Here is a 25,190-nt window from a genome sequence, read left to right on the forward strand (position 1 = left end):
GGGTGAGAGGGTCCGAAAGGGGCCCGGGACTCTGCGGGAGAAGACCGTGAAGTACATGCTGATCATGCGCGCGACCGACGAGGCGTACGCCTCCTTCATGGACGTCGACTTCAACGAGATCGTCGAGGCGATGGGCCGGTTCAACAACGAGATGATCTCGGCGGGCGTGCTGGTCGCCGCCGAGGGTCTCGACGACGCGTCGCAGGGCGTCGTCGTCGACTACTCCTCCGACCCTCCGGTCGTCACCGACGGGCCGTACGGTGAGACCAAGGAGCTGTTCGGCGGCTTCTGGATCCTCGATGTCGCCTCGAAGGAAGAGGCCGTCGCGTGGGCCAAGCGGGCGCCGATGAGCGGTCCCGGGATGAAGGCCGAGATCCGTCGCGTCACCAGCATCGACGAGCTCCCGCAGGACAACGAGTGGATTCAGAAGGAGCGGGCGTGGCGGGTGGCGACCGGCCAGCTGTGACCCCGCCGGACGGCGGCCGGCAGGCCGTCGTGGCGGTGTGGCGGATCGAGTCCGCGCGCATCGTCAGCACGCTCGCGCGGTTCACCGGCGATTTCGCGCTGGCCGAGGACCTGGCCCAGGAGGCGCTGGCCGAGGCGCTCGTCGCCTGGCCGCGCGACGGCGTGCCGCGTAATCCCGCGGGGTGGTTGCTCACCGTGGCGCGGCGTCGTGCCATCGACTCCTTCCGCCGCCGCTCGGCTCTCGACGAGAGGTACGCCGCCCTCGCCCGGCATCTGGACGAGGGCGGTGTCGCCTCTGGCGACCCGGCGACGCCCGCACCGGACGGCGACCTGCTGTGGGATCCGGACCGCATCGACGACGACGTGTTGGCGCTGATGTTCATCGCCTGCCACCCGGTGCTGTCGCGGGAGGCGCAGATCGCGCTGACGCTCCGCGTCCTCGGCGGTCTCACGAGCGACGAGATCGCCCGGGCCTTCCTCGAACCGACCGCCACGGTGCAGGCTCGGATCACGCGGGCCAAGAAGACGCTCGCGGCCGCGCGGGTGGCGTTCGAGGTGCCGCCGCCCGATGAGTGTCGCAAGCGGCTCGGCTCGGTGCTGAGTGTGCTCTACCTGATCTTCACGGAGGGCTCGACCGCCACCTCCGGAAGCGAGTGGATCCGCCCCGACCTGGCTCGCGAGGCGATCCGGATGACCCGGATCCTGGCGCGGCTGGTTCCGGACGAGGCGGAGGTGCACGGCCTGCTCGCGCTCCTCGAGCTCACCGCCGCACGGTTCCCGGCGCGCCTGGACGCCGACGGCGAACCGGTCCTGCTGGAGGAGCAGGACCGTCGGCGCTGGGACCGGGCGGCGATCCGGCGCGGCCGGGCGGCCTTGGCCCAGGCCGGGCGGGTCGGCCGTGGGCTCGGCGCCTATGGCGTGCAGGCGGCGATCGCCGAGTGTCATGCGGTCGCGACCTCCGTCGAGCAGACGGATTGGGAACGGATCGTGCTGCTCTACGAGGCGCTCGGCCGGCTGGCGCCGTCACCCGTCGTCGAGCTCAACCGGGCGGTCGCGGTCTCGATGGCCCAGGGCCCGGCGGCCGCGCTGCCCATCGTCGACGACCTGGTCGCGGCGGGCGGCCTCTCCGGCTCTCACCTGCTGCCGAGCGTACGCGGTGAGCTGCTCAGACGCCTCGGGAAGCGCGACGACGCGCGCCATGAGATCGAGCTCGCCGTACGGCTCTGCGGGAACGAGCGTGAGCGCCGCCTGCTCCAGCGCAAACTCACCGACCTGGCCTGAGCGCGCGTCACCGGCGGGGGCGGCGTGCCGACTCCGTGTGCCGCCACCGCCGTCCGAGTTCCTCGTCGCTCGGTGGGGAGGCGGGCAGTGGCGTGGCCGACGTGTCGGCGCGCAGCGCGTCCAGGACGAGCGTCAGGTAGCGGCGGCGCAGGGCGGCGGTGCGAGCGGCGTCGCCGAGACGGATCGCGGTGATCTGATCGAAGATCATCGGGATGTCGCGGGCGTCCACGTCCGGCCGCAGCGCGCCGGCCGTCTTCGCGCGCTCGAGGATCCGCGCGGCGAGTGAGGACGCGTCCGCGGCCAGGCGGTGCATCTCCGGGGTCGGGGTGAACGTGCCGGCCAGGTGAACCGTCAGGGAGTGCACGTCCGAGTCGATGACCTCGCCCACGAAGGCCGCGAAGGCGTCCCAGGGATCGCTGTGCCGGGCCGGCGCCGACTCCGCGATCGCCATGAACCGGCGCAGGCCGTCCTCGCAGAGTGTGCGCAGCAGCTCTTCCTTGCCGGCGTAGCGCCGGTAGAGGGCGCCGACGCCCACGCCCGCCTCCTCCGCCACCGCCGAGATCGGCGCCGCAGGGTCGCGGATGAACACGGCTCGGGCGGCGTCGAGGATCACCCGGTCGTTGCGGGCGGCTTCGGCCTGGCGGCCTCGCAGGCCAGGGGTCTTGGTCTCCATGGTCCCGATTCTAGCTTGAACGGAAGGTTCTGTTCCGATAATCTTTGAACAGAACGATCCGTTCCGATTAACCCGGAGGTTCGCATGACCGCCACGTCCTGGTCGCTGCTCGAGCAGTCCCACAACGCGCTGCGCGCATCCGTCGCCGAGGTCGCCGACGCCGACTGGGCCGCGAAGACGCCGTGCGACCAGTGGAACGTCGCCCAGGTGCTGCGGCACGCCGCCGGCGACCAGTGTGCCTACGCCGCCACGATCACCGGTGCCGGCGGGCCGGAGGAGAACCCGTTCGACCCCGCGACGGACGCTCCCGGCGACCCGAAAGACCTCCTCGAGACCGCCCTGGACACCTCGGCGCGGGCCTTCGCCACCGTGACGCCGGACGCGCAGGCCGTCCCGACGCCGCTGCCGCAGGGGCCACTGCCGGCCGAGATCGCCGTCGGCGCCGCCGCGCTGGACGCCGCCGTGCACGCCTGGGACATCGCGGTCGCCACCGGTCGCCCGTCGCCGCTGAGCACCGACCTGTCCGAGCGCCTCCTGCCGGTGGCCGAGGCCCTCGCCGAGCCGCTCCGCGGCTTCGCCTACGCGCCCGCCCTCGACCCGCACCCGGCCGACGACGCCACCGCCGCGCTGCTGCGCTATCTCGGCCGCGACCCGGAATGGGCCCGCTGAGCCGTACGGCGGGGGGCCGCCACGGAATGACCTCCGCTGCTCGGCGGCAGAGTCGATCGGTGCCGTGCCGCAGCTGAGGGGGTATCCGCTGGGTCTTGCTCCGGATGCCGCGCGGCCGGACGGACACCCCTCCTAGGCGGCCGCCGGGTGGCCCTTGAACACCTGCCGGGTGTGCCAGGCGACGTGGTCGGCGGCGAGGGTGGGCCGACCCGGCTGCGGAGCGGTGAGACGGCGCCCGGAGAGTGCGTGGACGGCCTGGCCGGCATCGCTGCGCGCGACGTACAGCTCCGACACGCGGATGCGAAGCTCGCTCGTCAGCCCGAGGACTCCCAGGTCGAACAGGGCGTGATGCAGGGCGCACAGGGCGAGCGCGTTGTCGATCTCGTCCGGCCCCTCCTGGCTGTGCCATCGGACGTGCGCGGCCTGGAGACCGACGGGGTTGCGGCCGAGCGCTCCGTCGAAGCCGCACATCGCGCACGCGTAGGCGTACGCGCGCAGCACCTGCTCGGCGAATCCCGCCTTGCGGCCGCGTCCCCCGGACGTCGGGTCGAGAGCGGCGAGGTCCAGGCCGACCGCCGTGCAGATCAGCTCGGCCAGGGCGGGCGTGAAGTGACGGTCGAGGAGCACCCGTACGGCCGCCGCCATGGTGGACGGCGTGGCCAGCAGCCGTTCCACCGGAGGCCGGAGGCGTCCGGTCGCCGCGCGGTCGAGGAGCCATCCGCGACGTTCCGGCGCATCCGGGCCGATCTCTGCGCCGGTACCGTCCCGCAGTTCCCAGAGCTCCCGCTCGAGGTGGACGAACGGCATCGCGGCGCGCTGCCGAGCCGCCGACGGACTCGCGACGGGCGGGCCGAACTCATTGATGAGGAGGCTGACCGGCTCCTCGGCGTCTTCATAGGTGACGGCGCTGCTCCCCGTGGCCGTCAGCCGCCCGAACAGCCACAGCAGGAGCAACGGCTTGTGCGGGGCGCGGACACCGCCGACGTTCGCCCGGCGCAGGCCGGCCAGCCGCTCCAGCAGATCTTCCCTGAGCACCCACGCCACTGTGCCACGCCGCCCGGACGAATCAGTCCTATGTCGGGTGATAGCGGGGAGTTCTCGGCGAGCCGGGCTTTCCGCTCGGGATGCGCCGGTCATCGCCCCAGGACCACCTGAGTGGTCACCGGTACGCCGTTGCGCTGGTAGGTGAGGAAGACGCGATCGCCGGGCGCGTAGCGCTGGAGCAGCGCCACCAGGATCGTGGTGTTGTTGACGGGGGAGCCGCCGAAGACCGTGATGATGTCACCCGGCTGCAGGCCGACCAGGGCGGCCGGACCTCCCGGGAAGACGGCGGGCCTGCCGTTCGTTCCGGCGGTGGCGATGCGTGCGCCGGGGCCGGGATAGGTCGTGTCGAGCAACACGCCCAAGGTCGCTTTTCCGGCGCTCGGACCGGTCGTGGAGGCGGGCGAGGTGGCGTCCGGTCCTGTCGCCGTGGTCGAGGAGCCGGTCGTCGATCCGCCCGCGACGTTGGCGTGGCCGGAGTGAAGGCGGTCCGCCCACAGCGCCACGGTGCCCACCGTCACGACCGCCAGCAGGCAGAGCGCGCCGAGCAGCGCGACCGTGGCCGTGCTCGTACGGCGCCGGGGGCCCAGTGGGGCAGGTGGAACGGGTGGCTCATTCAGGCGCTTCGTGGCGCGGTTCTCGTAACGGGGTTCGGTGGCCTGGTGCCCGGAGATCACGGCGTCCAGGAACGTCGCCGCGTCGGCCGCGGTGGCCCGCGCGTTGGGATCCTTCGTCAGCAGTGCGCGCAGCAGCGGGGTCAGCGGTCCGGCACGCAGCGGAGCTGGTGGATCGGCGGTGAGCACCGCCGCCAGGACGGCCCAGCCGCCGGAGCCCTCGAACGGCCGCCTGCCCTCCACGCAGGTGTACAGGGTCGCGCCGAGCGACCACAGGTCGGACGCCGGTGTGGCCTCCATGCCGTTCGCCTGCTCCGGCGCCATGAACGCGGGAGTGCCGAGGCGCTCGCCGGCCGCGGTCAGCGACGAGTCGCCTGTCATGCTGGCGATCCCGAAGTCGGTGATGATCACGCGGCGGTCGGTGACCAGGACGTTGGCGGGCTTCAGATCGCGATGGACGATGCCCGCGGCGTGCGCCGTGCGCAGGGCGTCGAGCATCTGGGCGCCGATCGAGGCGACCTGGGAGGGCGGCAACGGCCCCTCGGCGGCGACGATCTGCTGGAGGGACCGTCCGCGGACGAACTCCATGACGATCACAGGTGTGCGTTCGTGCTCGATCATGTCGAAGACCGTGACGATGCCCGGATGGTCGAGCCCGGCGGCCGAGCGCGCCTCCCGTATCGCCCGCTGCATGCGGACCGCCCGCTCGTCTCCGGGAAGGTCAGCGGGGAGGATCAGTTCCTTCACCGCGACCTCGCGGTCGAGCACGGTGTCCCACGCCCGCCAGACGGTGCCCATCCCGCCTTTGCCGACCTGAGCGGAAAGCCGGTAACGCCCGCCGATCAACTTGTTAGCCCCGCCTTCCATAGAACGGACATTAACTCGTCCGGCGCGAGAGAAATGCGGAGATCGCCGCACTCACGGCGTCTGCCGGACACATCGCTCGCGAGCCGCAGGCGACCGCCACCCGAACCGGTCCGGCTCAACTGTTACTCGGGGACGGCCGGCCGGAAGGCGACGGAGAATTCGCCGCGGATGCCCCGACCAGCGCCAGGATCTGCGGGTTCAACAGGTCCGAGAGGCGGGCGTAGGGCACTTTGACCATCGTGAACAAGCCCATGCAGTTCTCGCCCGGATACCAGTTGAACTCGAGGTGGTCGGACGCCAGGCCGATCGACATTCCGGAGATCGATCCGCGGTACAGCGTCATGGGCATGTAGTCGCAGGCACCGTTCGCCTTCGGCTGCGGGACCCGGTCGGCCAGCGCCCTGAATCCCGCCTGGGTGAGCACGCCGGTACGGAAGATGTCCGCCTGCGTGAGAACCCGGCCGGTCGTCAGGTCGATGTTGACCGCCCGCGACGCGATCGAACTGCCGCCGGCGACGCACACCGGAACGTCGACGATGGAGAGGACCGAGAGGACTCGCGGGCCGCGCAGCACGATCCGCGCGGAGACGTGGATCGGCCGCGGCGTGCGAGGGGACGGCTGCTGGTTCCGCTTGCAGAAATCGCCCCACATGGCGCGGGCTTCGGCGACCCCGGTGTCGATCGGTTCGTGCAAGGCCTGGTCGACCTTCTGCTGGATCGCCGGATCCCGATACCCCGAGACCGTGATGTACTGCGCACGGTCCAGGTCGAACGGCATGCCCGGGAAATTCCGGCTCTCGGTCCGTACGTCGAAGGACACGGGCCGTACGAGGGGCGTCGGCGTCGCCGTGCGCGTCGGCCTGTGGTGCGGGCGGGAGACGTAGACGCCCGCCGCGCCGGCGGCGACGACCGCACCGACGCCGAGCCCGACCGCGACTTTGGCGCCCAGTTTCGTTCCGGCCACCCGCGTAAGGTGTGCGGTCCCGTGCGCCGTCGAACCGCCGCTCGTACCGGTGCCACTCGTTCCGGTTCCGCCCGCCGCTCCGGCACCGGTGGTCGTACCGCCCGATCCGGCGAGGAGGCCGGCGAGCGGGAACAACGCCGCGAGTGCCGTGCCGAGCATCGCGAGACGTCGTGCGCCGCGCGTCTCCCATTCGGGGCCGTACGCGTGGGTCGCGGCCTCCTCGAGTTCGTCGACGAACCGGGCCGCGCTCGCGAAACGAGCCGTCGCGTCCTTGGCCATGCCGTGTTCGATCAGCGGGCGCAGCGGCTCGGGAACGTCCTCCACCGGGATCGGCGCGCCGACGTGCTGCGCCCTCCAGGTGGCGACGCCGTCGGCCTCGTACGGTCTGCGGCCGGTCACGCATTCGAAGAACACGCAGGTCGCCGCGTAGACGTCGGTGGCGGGCGTCGCGGGCTCGTCCCGCCACTGCTCCGGCGCCATGTACGCGGGGGTGCCCGCTCGGGGTCCACGCCCGCCGGACAGCGCCGCGATGCCGAAGTCGATCAGTTTGCTGACGCCGTCGCCTCGTACGACGACGTTGTTCGGCTTGTAGTCGCGGTGCACGACGCTCACCGCGTGGGCGGCGGCGAGTCCCAGCAATGAGCCCTTGAGCACCACGAGGGAGGCGAGCGGGTCCAGGGACCCGTGCTCGGCGATGACCTCCCGCAGGGAGATCCCGTCGATGGCCTCCATGAGGATCGCCGAGCCCGAGGGGTCGTCGAAGTAGTCGTACCAGCGGGCGACGTACGGGCTGACGACCCCTTTCATCAGCGCCGACTCCCGGCGGAACCACTCCCGCGTCTCCGGGTCGGCCGCCGCGAACACGTACTTCAACACCATGAGCCGGCCCGAGCCGTCCTCCCGGACCAGCACCGCGCGTCCCTGGCCGCCCGCACCGAGCTCCCGTACCTCGGTGAATCCCGGTACCCGCCAGCCGCTCATGGGCCCTCCCGCCGACCGTGGCCCCGCTTCCCGGCGCGTCATCCGCGGGGTGCCGTCATCAGGACATCGTTCTTAAGACGGGAGATTTCGCTTCCGGGTGCCGCCCGGGTCGGCCACCTCCGGCCACCCCGCTCTCATCCGGAAGGCTCCTCGCCGAGGACGTACGGCGATGGCGTACGAGCGCGCGTGCCCGGTGTCCGTGGTCAGTGCGGTCGTGCGGTCGCCGGGCGGGACCGGTCCTCTCTCTTGCGGGCGCGGTAGGCGGCGGCGTTCACCATGTGGCGGCACTTGGTGGAACACCACTCTCGGCGTGACCCGCGTGAACGATCGATGTAGACCTGCGTGCACTCGGGCCGGCCGCACTCGCTGAGCAGCGACGCGTCCGACCCGGCGAGGATGTCGATCGCGGTCCGCGCGATGGACGACAGGGCCTGGTCCGGGGTGGCCTCGATCCGCCGCCCGGCGGGGCCGAGCTGCGGGATCGTACAGGGGGTGCGCGCCGTGGCGTTCACGAGCGAGACCGCGCTCTCGTCGAAGCCCTCCTTCGCCAGTTTCGCGGCGATGAGCGAGTAGACCGCCTCCCGGAGTGCCACCGCCTTCGAGACGTCGGACGGACGGGAGTCCGTGTCGCCGTCGACGATCCCCGACTCCCGGAACCACGCGTCCAGGCTTCCCGGCGACGTGAGCATCTCCCGTGGGGCGGCGTTGCGCCGGGCGCGCAGCGTTCCGACGAAGTCGAGCGCCGGGTTGCCGCAGGGGAAGACGTGTTCCATGTTATCAGTTTGACCGATGACGATCTGGCGTGCAAAGGGCCTGGCACCAGGCCGGTCAGGCCCGCGGACAGAGCGCGCGGTCGCACGGGTGTCGGAGCCGATTCCGGATCGTCTACGGGCACGTCGACGACGCGGAGGCCGAGCCGGACGTCCGCGCCGCGCTGCTCGAATCGCGGGCCCCGCCGACGCGAGATGTTCCGATCTGTTCTGCTGCGGTGACCGGGGCGAGGGCACAGGGTCGTGAGGGCGACCGGGCCGAGACCCGGTCATCCACGGTGACCTCTAACGCTTGTAGGGGTCGCCGTCGGGCAGCCAGGCGTCCGGCTCGTGCATGCCGAGGTCGCCGACGCCGTCGGTGAGAGCGTCCGCGGCGGCGAGCACGGCAGAGCGGACCTCGGCGTGGCGCCAGACGAGTGACCACGTCCAGTAGACCTTCGGGGCGATCACCGGCCGCTGGACGAGGTCGGGCGGCAGCGGGGTGGTCTGCCCTTTGGGGCAGTTGACGATCGGGCGCCGGCTGCGGCGGACGTGGTCGAAGAAGGCGGGGCCCGTGACTCCACCGTCGGAGATGCGCATCACCTGGGCGCCGGTGTCGCGGGCGAGCTGCTCGGCGAAGAGGTTCCAGGACTCCCAGGACGTGGTGTCGTCGTCGAGGAGGACGGTGGTGTCGCGGGCCTCGACATCGCCGGTGTCCTCGCCGGTGGAGACGGCGTAGAGCCGGTCGGCGCCGAGCAGCCGGGCCTGCAGGCCGTGTCGAGCGAGATCCGCCGCCCGTACCCAGCACACCGCGAGGTCGAGGCTGCCGTCGGCGACCCGGGCGGCCTGGGCGTGCGACGGAGCGATCCAGGCGTCGACGTGGAGCCGGGCGACCGCGGACGTTCGGGCGGTCAGGTCCGCGGGCACCCAGTTGACGTAACCGAGCCGTACCGGTTCGGAACCGGAGATCCGGGCCGCACGCCGCTGGAGGTCGTCGGCGCGTTCCAGCAGGGCACGGGTGTGCGGCAGGAGGGCCGCGCCGGCCGGCGTGAGGGTGACCGAGCGGCGGTCGCGATCGAACAGCCGCACCCCGAGGTCGCGTTCGAGCGCTTTGATCTGCTGCGACAGCGAAGGCCCGGCGATCATCAGCCGCTCAGCGGCCCGTCCGAAGTTCAGCTCCTCGGCGACCGTGAGGAAGTACCGCAACTGGCGCAGCTCCACTCCCGCATGTTAAGCGCCTGGGAGTCTGTGCCTACCAGCAGGGAGGAAACCGGTCGTGGCGTCGGCCCGAGCGGCACCGCACGCTTGGAATCAGGGGAGCGCCGGAGCGCATCCGGTGCCCCGGATGTCCGCCGACGAGCATCGAGGAATCGCGATGAAGGAGTTTCTGGTAGAGATCACCACGACCGTCCCCGAGGGCACCGACCCGGCCGAGGTCGAGCGCCGCCGCACCGCCGAAGCCGCACGAGCCAAGGAACTGGCAGCCACCGGCCACCTGGCCCGGCTGTGGCGCCCGGTCGGGGAGCTCCGCAGCATCGGCCTGTGGCGCGCGGACGACGAGGCCGACCTGCACGAGAAGGTCCTCGGAACCCTGCCGCTCCGCCCGTGGATGACGCTCGCGGTCACCCCCGTGGAGCCCCATCCCAACGACCCGGGCACGCGCGACACCGCCTGACCGGCACGCCCCTTCGCCCTACGCCCGCGCCGACGGGCATGCGGCGGAGCACGGGCAGCGGCGCCGCCGTCCGACCGACGGCACGCTCCTCGCGCGAAGCACCGCACGGCCAGGAGCCGCCTGGCATTCCGTATGGCGGGGAGCGGCTTGGCATCCCGTACGGCGGGGAGCCGTCCGGCATCTCGTATGGCGGGGAGCCGCCTGGCATCTCGTACGGCGGGGAGCCGTCCGGCATCTCGTATGGCGGGGAGCCGCCTGGCATCTCGTATGGCGGGGAGCGGCTCGAGATCCCGTACGGCGGGGAGCCGTCCGGCATCCCTCATGGCGGGGAGCCGCCTGGCATTCCGTACGGCCGGGAGCCATCCGACAACCTGTACAGCGGCGAGCCGCCCGGCACCCCGTTACGGACTCGCCCTCTCGAGGAACATTGTGATCCCATCGTCCCTGCAGGACCGCACCACGCACGGCGCCGTGCCCCGATCGGCTTGGATCCACGTCATCCAGGCCGCCGCCGCTCTGGCGGCCGGAATGGGCGTCGGCCGCTTCGTCTACACCCCGATCCTTCCTCTGATGCACGCCCAGGCCGGCCTGTCGGCCGGGAGCGGCGCGGATCTCGCCACCGCCAACTACGTCGGATATCTGGTCGGGGCCCTCGCCGGCATCTTCCTGCCGCGGCTGACGCGTTCTTCGGTCGTCCTGCGCGGCTCCCTGCTGGTACTGGCGGTGACCCTCGCCGCGATGCCGTTGACGCACACCGCGGCGCTGTGGCTGGCGCTTCGGCTGTGCGCGGGCGTGACCAGCGCGCTGATCTTCGTCATCGCCGTCGGCTCACTGCTGGGCCGGTTGCGCGACCACCCCGCTCATCTGCCCGGCTGGGCCTTCGGCGGCGTCGGTGCCGGCATCGCCCTGTCCGGGCTGCTGGTCCTGCTCCTGCGCTCGGTCGCCGACTGGCGCGCCGCCTGGTGGGCGTCCGCCGTGCTGGCCATGGTGTTCGCCGCGGCCTCGTGGAACCTCCGGATGGAACCGGCACCTCAGCCCGTGACCACGGCGTCCCCGGTACGAGAACGGGCGACGGAGCCGCGCACCCATCGCTGGTTCACCGCCCTGTTCGCGTCGTACACCCTCGAAGGCATCGGCTACATCATCGCCGGAACGTTCCTGGTCGCCGCGATCGAGCAGGGTTCCCCGGGGTGGATCGGCGGCGGTGCCTGGGTGCTGGTCGGAGCGGCGGCCGTCCCCTCCTCCGCGCTGTGGGCGTGGTCGGGCCGGCGCTGGTCTCGCCCAGGTCTCCTGCTGACCGCATTGGTCGTGCAGGCCATCGGCATCGCCCTGCCCGCCCTGATCGGCGGGGTGGCCGCGGCACTGATCTCGGCGCTCCTCTTCGGCGCCACGTTCCTCGGAGTCAGCACCATCGCGCTCGCCACCGGCGCCCACCTGCGGTTCCCCCGCTCGGTCGCGCTGCTGACCGCCGGGTACTCCGTCGGCCAGATCCTCGGACCGCTGGTCGTCAGCCCGTTGCTCCACCACGGCTATCGCCAGGCCTTGATCCTCGCGGCCGTCGTGGTCCTGGCCGCCGCGATCGCCGCCGCCGTCCTTCGGGTCGGCTTCCCGCACCGCATGCCCGCGCCGAGCGATCCGGCCGTGCAGCCCTGATCGTTGCCAAGGTCGTCGCCGCCGGCGCGTCGCGTCATCGGCTTGACAGATGACGCTCGCCAATGCGAATCTCGTCATCAGTTAAACCGATGACGCGCTCGAGGGTTCTCGGGCACGTTCCTTCGCGAAGGGCATCGCCATGGCTTCCAGCTACACCGCCGTAGTCACCGCGACCCGAGAGGGCCGTATCGGAGAGGCCGCGCGGCGGCCTCCTCGGACCACAGAGGCGCTTGGCGCGGATGCCCACCGGCGCTGCCCCTTCTCCAAGGCCACCCGCGACAACATCCCGGTGGCCATCGAGGCGACCGTCGTCGCCTGACCCCGACCCTCAAAGAGACGCCCGGCGGGCGGCTCGTCCGTGAAGGAGGAACACGATGCGGATTTCCAGAGCGCTCATGACGTTGTCGGTGGTCCTGACCATGGTGGCCGTCACTCTCGGCTGTTTCGCCGACGTCTTCTGAACGCGCGCCCCGGCGGTGCGGCCGCTGGGGAGGGGTGCTGAGCACGTGGTTCAGGAGGAGACGGCCACCACGGTGCGGTGGGTGCGGGGGTCGTCGATCAGGTCGAGGATGACCGCGGCCAGGTCGGCGCGGGAGGTCTGGGTGCCGACCCGGCCGGTGGCGCCGATGGAGGTGCGGGGGCGTCCGCCGGCGGGCCGGTCGGTCAGCCGGGTGGGGCGTACGGCGGTCCAGGTCAGGTCGCTGTCGGCAAGGAGTTCTTCCATTCGGGTCATGTCGGCGTAGGTGTGGCGCATGAGGCGGTGCAGGCCGCGGGCCAGCAGCCGGGTGGCGGCTCCGGCGTCGGCCGGCGTGCCGAGCCCGGCCGAGGAGATGACGATGAGGCGTCCGCTGGGCTTCATGGCCGCGACGATCTCGCCGGTGCCGGCCGAGTAGACGGTGGTCGGTCCGCGTCCGGTGGCGCCGAGCGCGGAGACGACCAGGTCGTGGTCGTCGAGCATTCCGTGCAGCGAACCGGGCGTCTGGACGTCGGTGCCGACCGGCGTGAGGCGAGGATGAACGCCGGAGAGGGCGCCGGGCCTCCGGGCGATCGCGGTGACCCGGTGTCCGAGGGCCAGGGCCTGGTCGACGATGATCCGCCCGGTGCGGCCGGTCGCGCCGATGACGGCGATGGAGGCCATGGGACTCGTGCTCCTCAGCCGGCGGCGGGCTTGGTGGCGGGCTGGAACCTGAAGGAGATGGCCTCCATCAGCCCCTTGCGCTGGGTCTTCTGGACGGCGGCGATCCGCCAGCGGCCGCTCTCCCGGACGAGCGTGTAGGTGGCGAGCTTGCCGAGCTTCTTCGGCTTGCCCTTGTGGACGTCGCCGCGGGTGACGACGACGGCCGTGTCGGCGCCGAAGAAGCGGATGTCGACGATCTCGATGGCGAGCCGGCTGCCCTTCAGGAAGCTGTCGAACAGGGCCTGGTGGGCGCGGCCGATCTCAGGTCCGCCGCGGTAGACGGTCCCGACGTAGGTGACGTCCGTCGCGTCGTCGGTGAACAGCTCGCCGTACGCGGTGCCGTCGCCGCGGTTCCAGGCGTCCTGGCTCTGCTCGAGCAGGGCGTGGACGGCGACGAGATCGGCTGGGGCGGCGGTGCCGGCGCTGATGGCGGTGGTGTGTTCTACGCCCCGGTCAGCTCGATGGGAGTGGACGGGTCGTCGTGATCCCGCTGGGTGGTCTCCACCTCGTCGCCTTCGGGCGGCGGCACGAGCTCTGCCTTCACCCAGCCCTGGCGGTCCAGGGCGGTGAGGAAGGCGTCGACGAGCACCGGGTCGAACTGCGTACCGGCACCGCGCCGGAGCTCGTCGATCGCGGTCTGGATCGGCAGGCCCGGACGGTACGAGCGGGACGAGGTCATCGCGTCGAAGGTGTCGGCGACCGCGATGATGCGCGCGAACTCGGGGATCTCCTCGCCGACCAGGCCCATGGGATATCCGGTGCCGTCGAGCCGCTCGTGGTGGTGCATGATGCCGCCCAGCGCCTCGTCGAGGAAGTCGATGCCCCGCACGATCTCCTCGCCGCGCATGGGGTGCAGCTGGACGGCGGCGAACTCCTCCTCGGTGAGTTGGCCGGGCTTCTGCAGCACCTTGGTCGGCACGCCCAGCTTGCCCACGTCGTGCAGCATCCCCGCGTAGCGGATCCGGTCGATCCGGTCCGTCCGCATGCCGATCTGCCGGGCGATCATCACCGACCCGTAGGCGACGCGCTCGCTGTGGCCGCGGGTGTAGTAGTCCTTGGTCTCGACCGCCTGGCAGAGCGCGGCGACGGTGGCCGCCTGCGCCCGCTGCTGGGCGGCGATCTGCGTGAACGCCCACCGGGCGGTGAACAGCGGCATCAGCACCAGGACGGCGGACAGGCCGCCGGCGGTCGGCCAGATGCCCGCGATCAGCAGCCCGATCATGCCGAACGCGAGGCACCAGGGGGCGACCAGGCGCCCGGTCGCCAGCACCTCCCGCCAGGTCGCCTGGCGGCTGATGAGCAGGACGGCGGCCATCAGCGCGAGGTTCACCGTGACGAACGTGATGAGGGCGCCGACGAACGGGCCGAGGACGTGCCGCGTCCAGTCGGCCTCGCCCCAGCGGTAGGTGTGGCCGCCGAGGCACAGGAAGACCGCGCCCGCGGCGTAACCGCTCAGGGCGTACTGGGCGGCGTTGAAGAGTCGTTTGATCAGGCCGAGGTCGCGCCGGCCGGTGAGCATCGCCGTGACGCCGATCAGCGTCGCGCCGACCGGGCCGGCCAGCACCACGGCGGCCAGGCCCGTCGAGAAGCTCATCGAAACGCGGGCGCGTTTGATCGTCAGCGTCGCCGCCGACGACTCGGTGACCAGGAACAGCGCGGCGAGGATGGCGAGCCTCGGCCAGCACAGGCCCGTTAACGAGGACGTGGCGATGACGCCGAACGCCAAGGCGATGACACCGCCGGCATAGGCCCGTGCGGCAAGAGGCAGTCCGCGCATCGCGACCTCCCAGGGGACGACTGTAGTCACAGTGTCACAGATCGTGATCGTCCGCGATAGGCCGCGCGGGCATGCTCCTGTAACGCGTCGCGCCCGGCCGGTCTCCCCGGCCGGGCGCGGCTCCTTCTCGGCGGCGGGTCAGCCGCCCGCGCAGTGGGGGATGCCCGGCGAGTAGCCGTCGGCGCCCACCACCGGCGTGTTCATGTACCAGTCGTAGACGTACGTTCCGTCGGTGAGCCGGTCCCAGGTGGTGAAGGGCCGGCCGTTCTTGACCCGGCCGTCGACCTGGTCGCCGTGGACGGTCTGGCAGGACACCGAGAGCGTGGCGCCCTCCGGCGCGTAGCGGACCACGTGGCCGACGTGGGGCCGGCTCTGCACCGCGAGCCCCTGGGCGTCGACGCCGGTCACCTGGTACGGCAGGCCGTCCGCCTTGCCGGGGGCGAACTTGCGCAGCCGGTCCATCGAACCACCGAAGAGATCCAGATCGACGTCGCCGGACACCCCGGGCGCCGGGCCCACGCCGGTCTGCCAGAAGGTGTAGTACGGCCAGCCGCCCGGCATGGCCGGTTGGCTCACTCCCCAGTGCGCCACCCAGAGCGGGTTGGTGTGGGCGAACGCCGTGCTCCCGCCGACGCAGTCCTGCCAGAAGGCGGGCGAAACGTAGATCACCGCGTCGGCCCCCGTACGGCGCTTGACCTCGGCGGTGAAGTCGCGGATGTACGCCTGCCAGGTGCCCGCGCTCACCCCGTCACAGCGAGGCTGGCTCGTGTTGTGCTCGACGTCCAGGGCCGGAGGCAGCGTCCGGCCGTCGGGCGTGTAGTGGATCTGGTCCAGGAACCAGTCCGCGTGGGTGGTCCCCGTCTCGAACACCGGCTCGGCGAAGAAGTACGCGCCGGCCAGCAGCCCGGCCGCCTTCGCCCCGTTCGTCTGCGCGGCGTACGACGCGTTCTTGGCCGTGCCGTCCGCCGCGCTGACGTAGGCGAACCGCCGCCCCGACGCGTACACCTGCGACCAGTTGATGTTCGGCTGCCCGCTCGAGACGTCGAGGCCGGGGACGGTCGCGCCGCCCGCCGCCCTGGCGACGGGCGCGCGCAGCGGACCGGGCGTCGGTGTCGCGGCGGACGCCGCGCCGCTCCCCAGGCCGAGCGCCGCCATCGCAGCGGCGCCCACGACGACCTTGCGCGCCACCGAGCCCCCGCTCAGCACCAGACGCTCCAGCCGTAACGGGATCCGTCGCCCCAGCCGATGGCGTGCGCCGTCGTGCCGTTGTTGTCCTGGAACTGGATGTCGTAGACCTGGGCGGCGTCGAAGACGTGGGTCCAGCCCTCATGGGCGTTCTCGTCGAGCTTGACGGAGAATTTGGTGCTCCAGGGGCGGATCCAGTACCCGATGTACACCGGGGCGGTCGCATGGCCGGCGGGCACGTAGAACCAGAACTGGCAACGCTTGGTCGTCCTGGCGGAGACGTCGTACGAGTAGTCGACCCGGACGCAGGACGTGTTGCCGCCCGAGTACGTCCAATGCATCGGCACGCCGTACCCGTCGGTCGCCGCGAAAGACTGGTCGCCCGGGCACTGATTTCCCGTGGTGACCCGTGGTCCGACGCAGTAATGGTTCGGGCTCGCCACGCACGGGTCGTGGTCGACCGCGGCGGACGCGGATGACATGCCGGGGATAAGGGCCGCCACGGCGAATGCCGCGGCGGCCAAGGCCGTCGGGAGGAGTCTTTTGGAGGGCATTCAGTGCCGCCTTTCTCGCGGGGCGCCGTTGACCGGACGCGCCGATTCTCACCGGCGCCCGCGGCACCGGTCATGCCAGGTGAATGCACGTCCCCGCCGTCCGGTAGAAGAATGACGCCGCCCTGTGGTGCGAACGCACCACACGCGAAGAGCCGGCAATGCCGTGGTTCGTGGCGAGAGAAAGGGTCAGACGCTCGGGCGGCCGCGCCGTCGGAGGGCCGCGCGGGTGAGTTCCGCCTTGTTCCCGACCTGCAGCTTGCGGCGGATCCGCTCGACGTACGTGTCGACCGTCGCCTTGGTCACGCCCATCCGCCGGGCGGTCTGCGCGTGGGTGAAGCCGCGGGCGATCCAGCCGAGCGCCTCTTCCTCGCGGGGTGACAGCTCCGGTTCGGTGGTCCGGCCCGCCAGGACCGCGCCGACCATGTCGGCGAGCTGCGAAGAGAGGAAGAAACCACCGCTCGCGACCGTGGTGATGGCCGCCGCGAACTGGTCGGCCGCGCTGTCCTTCGTGAGGTATCCCGAGGCACCGGCGCGGATGGCGGCGACGACGTCGTGCCGGTGCCGCGACGCGGACATGACCAGGACCGGTACGCGGGGCGCGAGCTCCTGGACCACGTCCAGGGAGGGCACGTCGGTGGCGAGGTAGAGGTCCACCAGGACGACGTCGAGTCCGTCGAGGTCGCGCCCGACCTCCGGGGACGCGAGGAGGGCGGCCGGGGTGTCCGCGGTGGTCACGACGTGGATCTCGGGGAACTCGGCGAGCAGGAGCTCGATCCCGCGCAGCGTCACCGGATGGTCGTCGATGGCCCCGACTCGGATGCCGTGCGTCGCCACCACGTCCTATCTCCCGCCCTTCGTTCCTGACCACCCTCGTGGGGGTGCGCGGGTGCCGTCAACCGCCGGGGGTGAGGTGTATTCGCACCACGGCGAGGTGCTCCCCAACGCCTGACATGACGCGCGCCGGTGCCCGCCCGAGACTCGTCGTCGACCCCACCCCGCCTTCAGATGGAGGAGAGTCATGGTGCGAAACCTGGCACGCCTGGCCGTGGCCGCGCTGTTGTCCGCGCCGGTGCTCGGCGTCGTCGGCGTCGTCGGCGCCGCGACGCCGGCGAGCGCGTGCGCGGCCGCCGACCCGTACAGCGGCACGTGCGTGACCCCGGTCAACTACAAGATCAGCGGGACCGACGGCACGCTCGCCGTCCAGGCGGACCCGAAGGTCGGCAACGTCAAGACCACCCTCAAGGAGGGCGCCACCGTCGGCGTGATCTGCCAGATCAACGACGGAGGCACCGACACGTACGACAACCTCCTGAGCCGTACGTGGGACTACACGACGGCGGGCGGCTGGGTCTACGACCACTTCGTGACCACGCCGGCCCAGGACAAGAACGGCTGGTCGCCCGGCGTCCGCCACTGCGACGCTCCGCCGAGCTCGCCGCTGAACCCGAACGCCTACCCGTGGCCCGCCCAGGACGCCTGGGTCGCCGACGGGCACGGCTACTACGAGGGCGAGTGCACGTCCTTCGCCGCCTGGGCGGTGCGCTCCGACGGGCTGCACCACACCAAGTCGCCCGACTGGCTCGGCAACGCCGACATGTGGCACGGGGCCTCGGTCGACGCGAGCCCGCACGTCGGTGACGTCGCGCAGTGGGACGACAACCACAACCAGGCGGGCGACAAAGGCCACGTCGCCTATGTCGCGGCCGTCTACAACAATGGCACCATCAAGGTCGAGGAATACAACTGGGGCAACTTCCACCGGCTGAACATCCGCACCATCTCCGCCTCCGCCCCGAGCCGTTACCTTCGTTTCTGACCCGGCCATCGCCGTCGTCGCGGCAGAAGCCGATGATCTGTGCTTGCCAAACGACGGTGTGAGCCATGGATCACCTTTCGATCAGGCGCATTCCCGCCGTACGGGCGGCCGAATACGGATGCGGCCGACGGGGCGATCACCGGGATATTCCGTGGTAACTTCTGGGCGCTGATCCCCGCCGGGGACGGCTGTGACCCGGACGGTGACCAATGGATGCCCGCCCGTCGGCCGGCGCCGTCGCTCAGAATGAGGCGACACTCGCCCGCGCGGCGGTGCTGTTCCGATGCGGCGGCCTCGCCGAGATCGCACTCGTCGTGGGATTCGACGCTCCCAATTACGGAAACCGAGTCTGGGCGGCCGTCGCTCTCGCGGTCGCCGTCTTCGTCGAAGGCACGGTGCTGTGCGCGGCGTGCCTGCGGGCCAGGCGGATCCGGCCCGAGTGGGCCCTGGCGGACGTGTGGTTCATCGTCGCCGTGCTCCTGATCGGCGCGGTGATCACCGCCCAGCCGCACGCGCGGCTGTACTTCGCCTACCCCTACTCGATCATCAGCTCCGTGGCGTTCGGCGTGGCCCTGCGCCGCCTGCGCACGGTCATCGGCGCCACCGCTCTGCTCGCCGTCGCCGACGCGTTCGCCTCGGCGTACTGGCACGGCGATCCGGCGATCAGCGTGACGCTCAACGCCCTCACCTACGCCCCGAACACGCTGGTGGCCTTCCTCGTCTCCCGGCGGATGCGGACGACCGCCCGGGAGCTCGACGAGAGCCGGATCCGGGAGGCCGAACTGGCACGGGACCGCGAGCGCGCCCGGCACGCCCGCATCCTGCACGACCGGATCCTGCAGACCATGGAGGCGCTCGCCCGCGGCCCCTGGATCGCCGACCGGGAGTTCCGGATGCGGGTCGCGGAGGAGACCGCGTGGCTCCGGGCGCTCGTCGAAGGCGGCCCCGACGCGGACGGCGACCTCGTCGGCCTGTTGCAGGGCGTCGTCGCGCGCAAGGCCCGGGACGGCCTGCGCGTCGAGTTCAACGGGACCATGCTCACGGAGTCGCCGGGATGGCGCTCCCTCGATGCCTCGGTCTGCGCGGCGCTGGCCGGGGCCGCCGAGGAGGCACTGACCAATGTGGCCAAGCACGCGGGCGTGTCGACCGCCGTGCTGCGCGTCGGCGCGGAGCCGGACGTCCTCACGCTCAGCGTGGTCGACCAGGGCTGCGGCTTCGACCCGTCGGCCGAGCACCGGGGGATCGGCCTGGACCAGTCGATCCGGGGCCGGATCGCCGAGATCGGCGGCACGGTGCTGATCGACTCGGCGCCGGGAGCCGGCACCTACATCGAGATCACGCTGCCGCTTCCCGCGGCCGACCCGGGCCGAGAGCACGTCGCCCCGGCTCGGGAAAGCGTCGACCCGCAGGTCCAACAGGGGTGCTGAGCGGGCCACGGTGAGAGCGCTCTCAGGCATCGTGACCAGCCGTTTCTCCGAGGCGAAGTACGCGCGGGCAGCGGTGGCCGCGACCCCGGCGCGGTGCGGCACGTTGCGTAAGGCGCCCCGGGATGGTGCGAAATTCTGCCGTTGATGCAAATGAGGCCATTTGGCTCCGCTATGGTCTGCCTGATACGGGGGGCTGCAGATACGGAGGAAATGTGCGCCGTTACCTTGTGGTCACCGGCTTGACGCTGCTCGCGATCACCGCTTCGGCCTGTGGCAGCGGTTCCAAGGGCGACAAGAAGGACGCTGCGGCGGTCGCGCCCCGCGACGCGGCGGTGAGTCCCACGGTCACCCCGCACAAGGTGGTCGTCTTCGTCGATCGCAAGAAGCAGGCCGAGACCATGACGACGGCGGGTACGGTCCGGGAGGTGCTCGCCCAGCTGAAAATCCAGCTCGGCAAGTACGACCTGGTCACGCCCGCCGCAGAGGAACCTCCCACGGCCACGATCAAGGTGCTGCGGCTCCTGTCCGCGCCGAAGACCAAGAAGGTCGCGATCCCGGCGTCGACGGTCGAGAAGAAGGACGGCAAGCTTCCGCCCTTCAGCCGCAAGGTGACCCGGGAGGGCCGCTCCGGCCTCAAGCTCGTGACGACCGCGTACGTACGGCGGCACGGCAAGAAGGTCGAGGCCGTCATCGACCAGAAGATCAAGCGCAAGCCCGTGTCGCAGATCGTCTCGCTCGGCCCCCAGGGGGTCGGCACCGGCTCGGCGGCCCGGCTCAACTGGGCGGCGCTGGCCAAGTGCGAGTCGGGCGGCAACCCCAGGGCGGTGAACCCGGCCGGTTACTACGGGCTCTACCAGTTCAACCGGCAGTCCTGGGCGACGGTCGGCGGCTCGGGACTGCCCAGCGGGGCGTCCGCGGCCGAGCAGACCTACCGGGCCCAGCTCCTCTACAACCGCGTGAACGGCCGCTGGCAGGGTCAGTGGCCGAACTGCGGTCACTTCCTGTTCAGCTGAGACGCGTCACGGGCGGGGTGCGGGGGGAGCACCCCGCCCGTAAGCAGGGGGAAGGGGCAAGCCTGCGGCGATCGCGGGGAAAGGCTCGCGGACGGGGTGCCGGGGACGCACCCCGCCCGAAAACCGGGGGGAAGGGGCGATCAGGGATTCGGCCGCCGGGGGGCGTCGAGGGCGGCCGACGATCTTCTGTTCTCGGAGGCTCCGGGATCCGGGGACCCGTTCTCCAGCAGGCGTTCCAGTGACGTTAAGAGACGTGTTCGGGCACGTCAACGGCCCGCTGTCGACAATGTCGAACAGCGGGCCGCGACATCCGAGCCGCACCGGTATTCAGGCGCGATTGGGTGCTTCCGGGTAAACCTCCGGTGGATGTGATGTCGGTCACATAAGGTGGTCGAGGTGGACGATCCGCAGTAGCCGGCGGAGCCGGTGGTCCGGATCGGCCAGCGTGAGCCGCCCGCCCGATCGGCCGGCCTCGTTGGCGCACCGCACCAGGGCGCCGAGTCCGCGCGCGTCACAGAACGACAGACCGGACGCATCGATGACGACATCGGGCCCGTGCCGGATGATCACCTCGAGCACGAGGTCTTCGAAGGCACCTGCGCAGGCGATGTCCAGTTCGCCGTGGACCGAGACCACGGGAGCCGCGCCCGGACGTACCCGCACGATCGTTCTGAGCGCCGGTGCGAGGCGCTGCCAGCCTTCCGGTATGGCCATGTCCCAACCTGCAGAAGGCGGATAGGCCAGCGGCTTTCCTGCCATGAATGTCCCCGGATCAGAAGGACGGAGCGCGCCACGCCCCCCCGGCGCGGCGCTGACCGGCCGTATCGGCTCGATCTCCGCCTGGTAAGAGAATGGTCGCTGGACGGCAACGGGCGGCACTAGGGCCGAAAGTCCCATAGACGGCAAACACCCGGATCATCCCCTACGCTGGCCGCCGTGCCGGAGATCATCGATTACGGACGGTTCAGCGAGCGACTGCGGCGGGTGATGCCGCGGTGGGACGACCGCAGGCGCATGACCCCCGACGAGTTCGCCGCGCACCTGGCGGACACCGGCCCGCGCTGGGAACTGCTGCGGGCGTTCCAGGAGGAATGGGGGTACGAGCCGCCCGGTGGCGAACCTCGCTGGCCGCGCTGGTCGGAGTCCGAACACGAGGCGTACGTCCGCCGCCTCAAGACCGAGTGGACGGGCGAGGAGGACGACGAGTTCGCCCGCGTCGACCTGGCACTGCCGATCCCCGCGGCGCTGGACGAGTGGTGGGACCTGCCGTTCAACTCCTTCACCTACCAGCCGCGCCTGTACTGGACGAACCCGGAGTGGCCGCCGACGGTACGTCCCGACCCCACCGGCTACGGCGTCTCGGACGGGCTGCCGCCGGGCAACCCCTTCGTCGGGCCGGGCGACGACCACCGGGTCTGCGTGTTCAAGGCGGAGTATGAGTACTGCAACGAATGGGGGTACCTCGCCGCCGACGCCGCCCTCGCCGATCCGAAGGTGCTGGTCAGTGACGAGGACGGCTGGGTCATGCAGTCCCGGTCGATCTCGGAGTTCTTCCTGCAGCTGGCCGTGATGCGGTTGCCCTACCACTTCGGCTGGAGCGTGCGCCTTGGCGAGGTGGAGCCCGAGCTTGAGGACCGGATCCGGCGGACCTTCCCGGAACTGGGCCTGCTGCCCTGGCGTGAACTCAGCACCCGGATCGTCGCCTACGGCGCACCCGACGCGATCATCTACCTCGACGGAGGGGGAGAGGCCGACTACCTCTTCATGGTGTTCGCCCGGACCCGTACGGCCCTCGAGGACCTCGCCCGTACGCTCGGCGTCGACTGGAGCGACGACATCAAGTCCCCTCCAGCCGACGCACCGGATCCCCAGGACAGCGCGGGACCACCGGCCCCCGAATCGCTGTCGCTCCGCCCGGGACAGTCCGACCCCGACGGGTGGTGGACCGTGGAGGCCGTCTCCGACCAGCCGCTGCCGTCCGCCGAGCCTGAGCTCCCGGCACCGCTGCGCGGCGCCGACCGACCGGCGGGCCTCACCACCTGGACCGCGGATCCGGACGCCGGCGTAGCGGCGGGGGACCAGGCAGGCGGCCTGCACGTCTGGCTGGCCACCCGTCCGGACGCCCCTGGCGCGGACGATCCGGCCCCCGGCGGCGCGGCTTCGGGCGAACGGAGTCCGGACGATGCGGCGTCGGGCGACGAGGCATTTCGCGATCCTGCTTCGGGTGCCTCTGGAACGGTCGACGCGGCTGTGGAGAACGCGGCACCGGGCGACTCTGCGCCGGACACCGGTGCGGAAGGCACGCCTTCGGAGGCGGTCCCGGTGCCTCCGCTTGTCCGTACGGCGCACAAGGCGGGGGTGACGGCGATCGCCTGCCGGCGGTTCGACGGCTTCGGGGTCACGGTGGTGAGCGGGGACGAGACCGGGCTCGTGAAGGTGTGGCTGCCCGAGGAGGGTGGCTGGGGGCCGAAAGGGCTGGACCGTCAGGGCGGGCCGGTGGTCGCGGTCAGCGCCGAGCACCTGCCGACCGGACCCGCCTTCGCGGTGGCATGGCGCACCGGGATGGTACGCCTGTGGGACATGCGCACCGCCCGCGTCGCGACCTTGGGCCTCGGGTTCGGCATCAAGACGCTGAGACTGGATCCGGGAGGGACCCTCACCGTCAGTGGTTCGACGGAGAGCGCCATCCTGCGCCTCGACGCCGATCTCCTGTGGCCGCAGCGGGAGCTGATTGAGCTGCTGGACCGGTTCGCCTGGGACCAGCTGGAGGGCGCGCGGGGGCCGGCCACCGAGTTCCCGGGCTGGATCCTCGCCGCGGCGTCCGCCGACGCCGAGGCCGCCGAGGCGGCACTGCCCGACCTGCGCGCCACTCTGTACGAGGAAGGGGCGGTCTTCCCGGTGACCGTCGCGGCCGGCTCGTACCTCGTGAAGCTCGCGGCGGATCCGAACAACCACGTCCGGCGTCCCCTGCTGGTCCTGCTGACCGAGATCGCGCGGGCCGCCGCCGTACCGGCCGATGAGGACTGGGCCGAGCACGTCCGCTCGACGATCGAGGAGTGCCTCCCTCTGGTGGCCGAACTGCTGGAGGACGCGGACCCGGGCGTTCGTGAGGCGGCGGAAGGGCTACTGGCGGAGTTCCCCGAAGAGGCGACGGGTCCATCTCGATAGAGCCGAAATCCCGGAAAGTGACGATCGCGTGAACCAGACGATCATGTCCGGCGTCTCCTTAGTGAAGGGATGTTTACGGTAAGCGCGAGCGCTCCGCCTCGGACCCACTTGGTGATCTCACGACATTCGCCCGAGATGGGTCGGCGGCGCGCTGGAGTGAGCGCCGGGCGTCCCTTACCGAATCTCACTGAGCGGTTCACCGAAAGGGTGAAGATGCGACGAATGCTCATGGGGGCCGGCGCGGCGGCGCTGGCCTTCGGAATCGGCGCCGGTACGGCGCATGCGGCCACTCCGGCCTGGCGGATCACCCAGGCCACGAAGCACGAGGGCATCAACGACCTGACCGTCGCGTCCACCGGCAGCAGTTGGGCGGTGGGCGAGCAGGACGTCAACGGGAAGAGCCGGCCGCTCATCCAGCACCTGTCCGGGACGACCTGGAAGGACGTGAAGCTGCCCGCGAGCTGGTCGATGTCGCTCAAGGTCATCGACGCGTCGTCGAGCAAGAACGTCTGGGCGTTCGGCGAAGATGGCTCGATCGTGCGCTGGAACGGCAAGAAGTGGACGCTGTCGAAGTTCACCGGCGGCTTCCACCCGACCGACGCCGAGGCGATCAGTGCCTCCGATGTGTGGGCGGTCAACGGCGGCACGACGGCCCGGCACTGGAACGGCAAGAAGTGGGCGAGTGTGAAACTGCCCGCCCAGGTCGGCTCCATTCACGCGGTGTCCGCCAAGAACATCTGGGCGGCCGGGGCCATCGGCGCCACCAAAGGCGCGGTGATCCACTGGACCGGTAAGTCGTGGAAGGTCGCCAAGACCGTCACCCTGCCCAAGCCGAGTGCCGACGCGACCACGACCTTCATGGACGTCACCGTGTCGGGTAAGAGCGTCTGGGCGGTCGGCTCGCAGTCGTGGGAGTGCGGCGTGGACGGCGACGACACCTGCTACAAGCCGCTGGCGCTCCGGCTGACCGGCACGAAGGCCAAGACCTTCGTCGCCACGAAGGGCGTCGGCTACACCAAGGTGGCCGCCGACGGATCGGGCGGCGCGTGGATCCTGCAGGGCGGGTGGGACCCGACGTTCGTCCACGTCACGGGCGACAAGCTCACCTCCGCGGCCGCGCCGCGCCCGACCAACTACGACGTCAACCTGACCACGCTGGAGAACCGTCCGGGCACGAAGACCGTCTGGTCGGGCGGCGGATCGTACCCGGAGGGCGACCCCGACGACCCGACCGGCTACGGCCTCTACCTCAGCGCCGGCTGAGCGCCCGCTGAACGGCCGCGCGGGACGGTCATCACCTCGCAGGCCGATCGTTCACTGACCGGTCGCCTCGGCTGATCGTTCGGCCAGGTTCGGTCGATCGTTCACCGGTCGATCGGGCCGGCCGGTCATCCGCCGGCCGATTCTTCGTACGGGCCTGGGACCCACGTCCCGGGCCCGT

At 71.3% G+C, this 25,190-nt stretch carries 24 protein-coding genes; 11 read left to right on the forward strand and 13 right to left on the reverse strand.

Annotated elements, in window-relative coordinates; translation table 11 throughout:
* Positions 1–46 precede the first annotated feature (46 nt).
* Positions 47–466: a YciI family protein gene (locus ACQP2O_RS06110; RefSeq protein ID WP_433180685.1), complete on the forward strand. Its 420-nt coding sequence runs from the start codon at positions 47–49 to the stop codon at positions 464–466.
* Positions 439–1,746 carry an RNA polymerase sigma factor gene (locus ACQP2O_RS06115; RefSeq protein ID WP_433180687.1) on the forward strand — a complete coding sequence of 436 codons (1,308 nt, stop codon included), beginning with the start codon at positions 439–441 and terminating at the stop codon, positions 1,744–1,746. Before ACQP2O_RS06110 ends, ACQP2O_RS06115 begins: the two co-directional genes overlap by 28 nt.
* Before the next feature lie 7 nt (positions 1,747–1,753).
* Here the strand turns inward: ACQP2O_RS06115 and ACQP2O_RS06120 are convergent, their stop codons facing one another.
* The gene (locus ACQP2O_RS06120) at positions 1,754–2,419 is read right to left on the reverse strand and encodes a TetR/AcrR family transcriptional regulator (protein ID WP_433180689.1); all 666 of its coding nucleotides are present in this window, start codon (positions 2,417–2,419) and stop codon (positions 1,754–1,756) included.
* An 84-nt stretch (positions 2,420–2,503) separates the two neighbouring features.
* On the opposite strand from ACQP2O_RS06120, the gene ACQP2O_RS06125 reads away from it, so the two are divergent.
* Positions 2,504–3,088 (forward strand): TIGR03086 family metal-binding protein, encoded by a 585-nt coding sequence (locus ACQP2O_RS06125; protein ID WP_433180690.1) that lies wholly within the window; start codon positions 2,504–2,506, stop codon positions 3,086–3,088.
* 132 nt (positions 3,089–3,220) lie between these two features.
* Here the strand turns inward: ACQP2O_RS06125 and ACQP2O_RS06130 are convergent, their stop codons facing one another.
* The 5 genes from ACQP2O_RS06130 to ACQP2O_RS06150 form a co-directional block, all read right to left on the reverse strand.
* Complete coding sequence (locus tag ACQP2O_RS06130) at positions 3,221–4,123, reverse strand: phosphorothioated DNA-binding restriction endonuclease (protein WP_433180692.1); 903 nt, start codon at positions 4,121–4,123, stop codon at positions 3,221–3,223.
* A 98-nt stretch (positions 4,124–4,221) separates the two neighbouring features.
* On the reverse strand, positions 4,222–5,610 hold the full coding sequence (locus ACQP2O_RS06135; protein ID WP_433180693.1) for a protein kinase domain-containing protein: 1,389 nt from the start codon (positions 5,608–5,610) through the stop codon (positions 4,222–4,224).
* A gap of 115 nt (positions 5,611–5,725) precedes the next feature.
* Positions 5,726–7,555, reverse strand: a complete 1,830-nt coding sequence (locus ACQP2O_RS06140) for a serine/threonine-protein kinase (RefSeq protein WP_433180695.1) — start codon at positions 7,553–7,555, stop codon at positions 5,726–5,728.
* 203 nt (positions 7,556–7,758) lie between these two features.
* Entirely contained in the window at positions 7,759–8,328 is a 570-nt protein-coding gene (locus tag ACQP2O_RS06145) for a CGNR zinc finger domain-containing protein (protein ID WP_433180697.1), read from the reverse strand.
* 282 nt (positions 8,329–8,610) lie between these two features.
* Positions 8,611–9,525 carry a LysR family transcriptional regulator gene (locus ACQP2O_RS06150; RefSeq protein WP_433180699.1) on the reverse strand — a complete coding sequence of 305 codons (915 nt, stop codon included), beginning with the start codon at positions 9,523–9,525 and terminating at the stop codon, positions 8,611–8,613.
* 154 nt (positions 9,526–9,679) lie between these two features.
* On the opposite strand from ACQP2O_RS06150, the gene ACQP2O_RS06155 reads away from it, so the two are divergent.
* The 3 genes from ACQP2O_RS06155 (at position 9,680) to ACQP2O_RS06165 (ending at position 11,951) form a co-directional block, all read left to right on the forward strand.
* Positions 9,680–9,979 (forward strand): muconolactone Delta-isomerase family protein, encoded by a 300-nt coding sequence (locus ACQP2O_RS06155; protein ID WP_433180701.1) that lies wholly within the window; start codon positions 9,680–9,682, stop codon positions 9,977–9,979.
* A 429-nt stretch (positions 9,980–10,408) separates the two neighbouring features.
* Entirely contained in the window at positions 10,409–11,632 is a 1,224-nt protein-coding gene (locus tag ACQP2O_RS06160; protein WP_433180702.1) for a YbfB/YjiJ family MFS transporter, read from the forward strand.
* A 139-nt stretch (positions 11,633–11,771) separates the two neighbouring features.
* On the forward strand, positions 11,772–11,951 hold the full coding sequence (locus ACQP2O_RS06165) for a hypothetical protein (RefSeq protein ID WP_433180703.1): 180 nt from the start codon (positions 11,772–11,774) through the stop codon (positions 11,949–11,951).
* Between the two features lie 192 nt (positions 11,952–12,143).
* Here the strand turns inward: ACQP2O_RS06165 and ACQP2O_RS06170 are convergent, their stop codons facing one another.
* From ACQP2O_RS06170 to ACQP2O_RS06195, 6 genes are all read right to left on the reverse strand, one after another.
* Positions 12,144–12,770 (reverse strand): NAD(P)-dependent oxidoreductase, encoded by a 627-nt coding sequence (locus ACQP2O_RS06170; protein WP_433180705.1) that lies wholly within the window; start codon positions 12,768–12,770, stop codon positions 12,144–12,146.
* Between the two features lie 14 nt (positions 12,771–12,784).
* A complete protein-coding gene (locus tag ACQP2O_RS06175; RefSeq protein WP_433190941.1) occupies positions 12,785–13,357 on the reverse strand; it encodes an SgcJ/EcaC family oxidoreductase in 573 nt (190 codons plus the stop codon).
* Complete coding sequence (locus ACQP2O_RS06180) at positions 13,252–14,616, reverse strand: HD-GYP domain-containing protein (RefSeq protein WP_433180706.1); 1,365 nt, start codon at positions 14,614–14,616, stop codon at positions 13,252–13,254. The genes ACQP2O_RS06175 and ACQP2O_RS06180 overlap by 106 nt, the downstream gene beginning before the upstream one ends.
* Before the next feature lie 108 nt (positions 14,617–14,724).
* Positions 14,725–15,792, reverse strand: coding sequence for a GH25 family lysozyme (locus tag ACQP2O_RS06185; RefSeq protein WP_433180708.1), 1,068 nt, complete (start codon positions 15,790–15,792; stop codon positions 14,725–14,727).
* Positions 15,786–16,325 (reverse strand): hypothetical protein, encoded by a 540-nt coding sequence (locus tag ACQP2O_RS06190; RefSeq protein ID WP_433180709.1) that lies wholly within the window; start codon positions 16,323–16,325, stop codon positions 15,786–15,788. Before ACQP2O_RS06190 ends, ACQP2O_RS06185 begins: the two co-directional genes overlap by 7 nt.
* 186 nt (positions 16,326–16,511) lie before the next feature.
* Complete coding sequence (locus ACQP2O_RS06195) at positions 16,512–17,162, reverse strand: LuxR C-terminal-related transcriptional regulator (RefSeq protein ID WP_433180711.1); 651 nt, start codon at positions 17,160–17,162, stop codon at positions 16,512–16,514.
* A gap of 181 nt (positions 17,163–17,343) precedes the next feature.
* Between ACQP2O_RS06195 and ACQP2O_RS06200 the strand changes: the two genes are divergently transcribed.
* From ACQP2O_RS06200 to ACQP2O_RS06210, 3 genes are all read left to right on the forward strand, one after another.
* Entirely contained in the window at positions 17,344–18,141 is a 798-nt protein-coding gene (locus tag ACQP2O_RS06200; RefSeq protein ID WP_433180713.1) for a CHAP domain-containing protein, read from the forward strand.
* A 209-nt stretch (positions 18,142–18,350) separates the two neighbouring features.
* Entirely contained in the window at positions 18,351–19,568 is a 1,218-nt protein-coding gene (locus tag ACQP2O_RS06205) for a sensor histidine kinase (RefSeq protein WP_433180715.1), read from the forward strand.
* A gap of 212 nt (positions 19,569–19,780) precedes the next feature.
* Positions 19,781–20,581, forward strand: a complete 801-nt coding sequence (locus ACQP2O_RS06210) for a transglycosylase family protein (RefSeq protein WP_433180717.1) — start codon at positions 19,781–19,783, stop codon at positions 20,579–20,581.
* A 378-nt stretch (positions 20,582–20,959) separates the two neighbouring features.
* Here ACQP2O_RS06210 and ACQP2O_RS06215 read toward each other — a convergent pair whose 3' ends face one another.
* Positions 20,960–21,295 (reverse strand): STAS domain-containing protein, encoded by a 336-nt coding sequence (locus tag ACQP2O_RS06215; protein WP_433180719.1) that lies wholly within the window; start codon positions 21,293–21,295, stop codon positions 20,960–20,962.
* A gap of 222 nt (positions 21,296–21,517) precedes the next feature.
* Here ACQP2O_RS06215 and ACQP2O_RS06220 point away from each other — a divergent pair, with 222 nt between their 5' ends.
* Complete coding sequence (locus tag ACQP2O_RS06220) at positions 21,518–23,749, forward strand: hypothetical protein (protein ID WP_433180721.1); 2,232 nt, start codon at positions 21,518–21,520, stop codon at positions 23,747–23,749.
* Between the two features lie 213 nt (positions 23,750–23,962).
* A complete protein-coding gene (locus ACQP2O_RS06225) occupies positions 23,963–25,012 on the forward strand; it encodes a hypothetical protein (RefSeq protein WP_433180722.1) in 1,050 nt (349 codons plus the stop codon).
* The last annotated feature ends 178 nt before the right edge of the window (positions 25,013–25,190 follow it).

Origin of the sequence: Actinoallomurus sp. CA-150999, from assembly GCF_050942425.1 — a bacterium.
GTDB lineage: Bacteria > Actinomycetota > Actinomycetes > Streptosporangiales > Streptosporangiaceae > Actinoallomurus.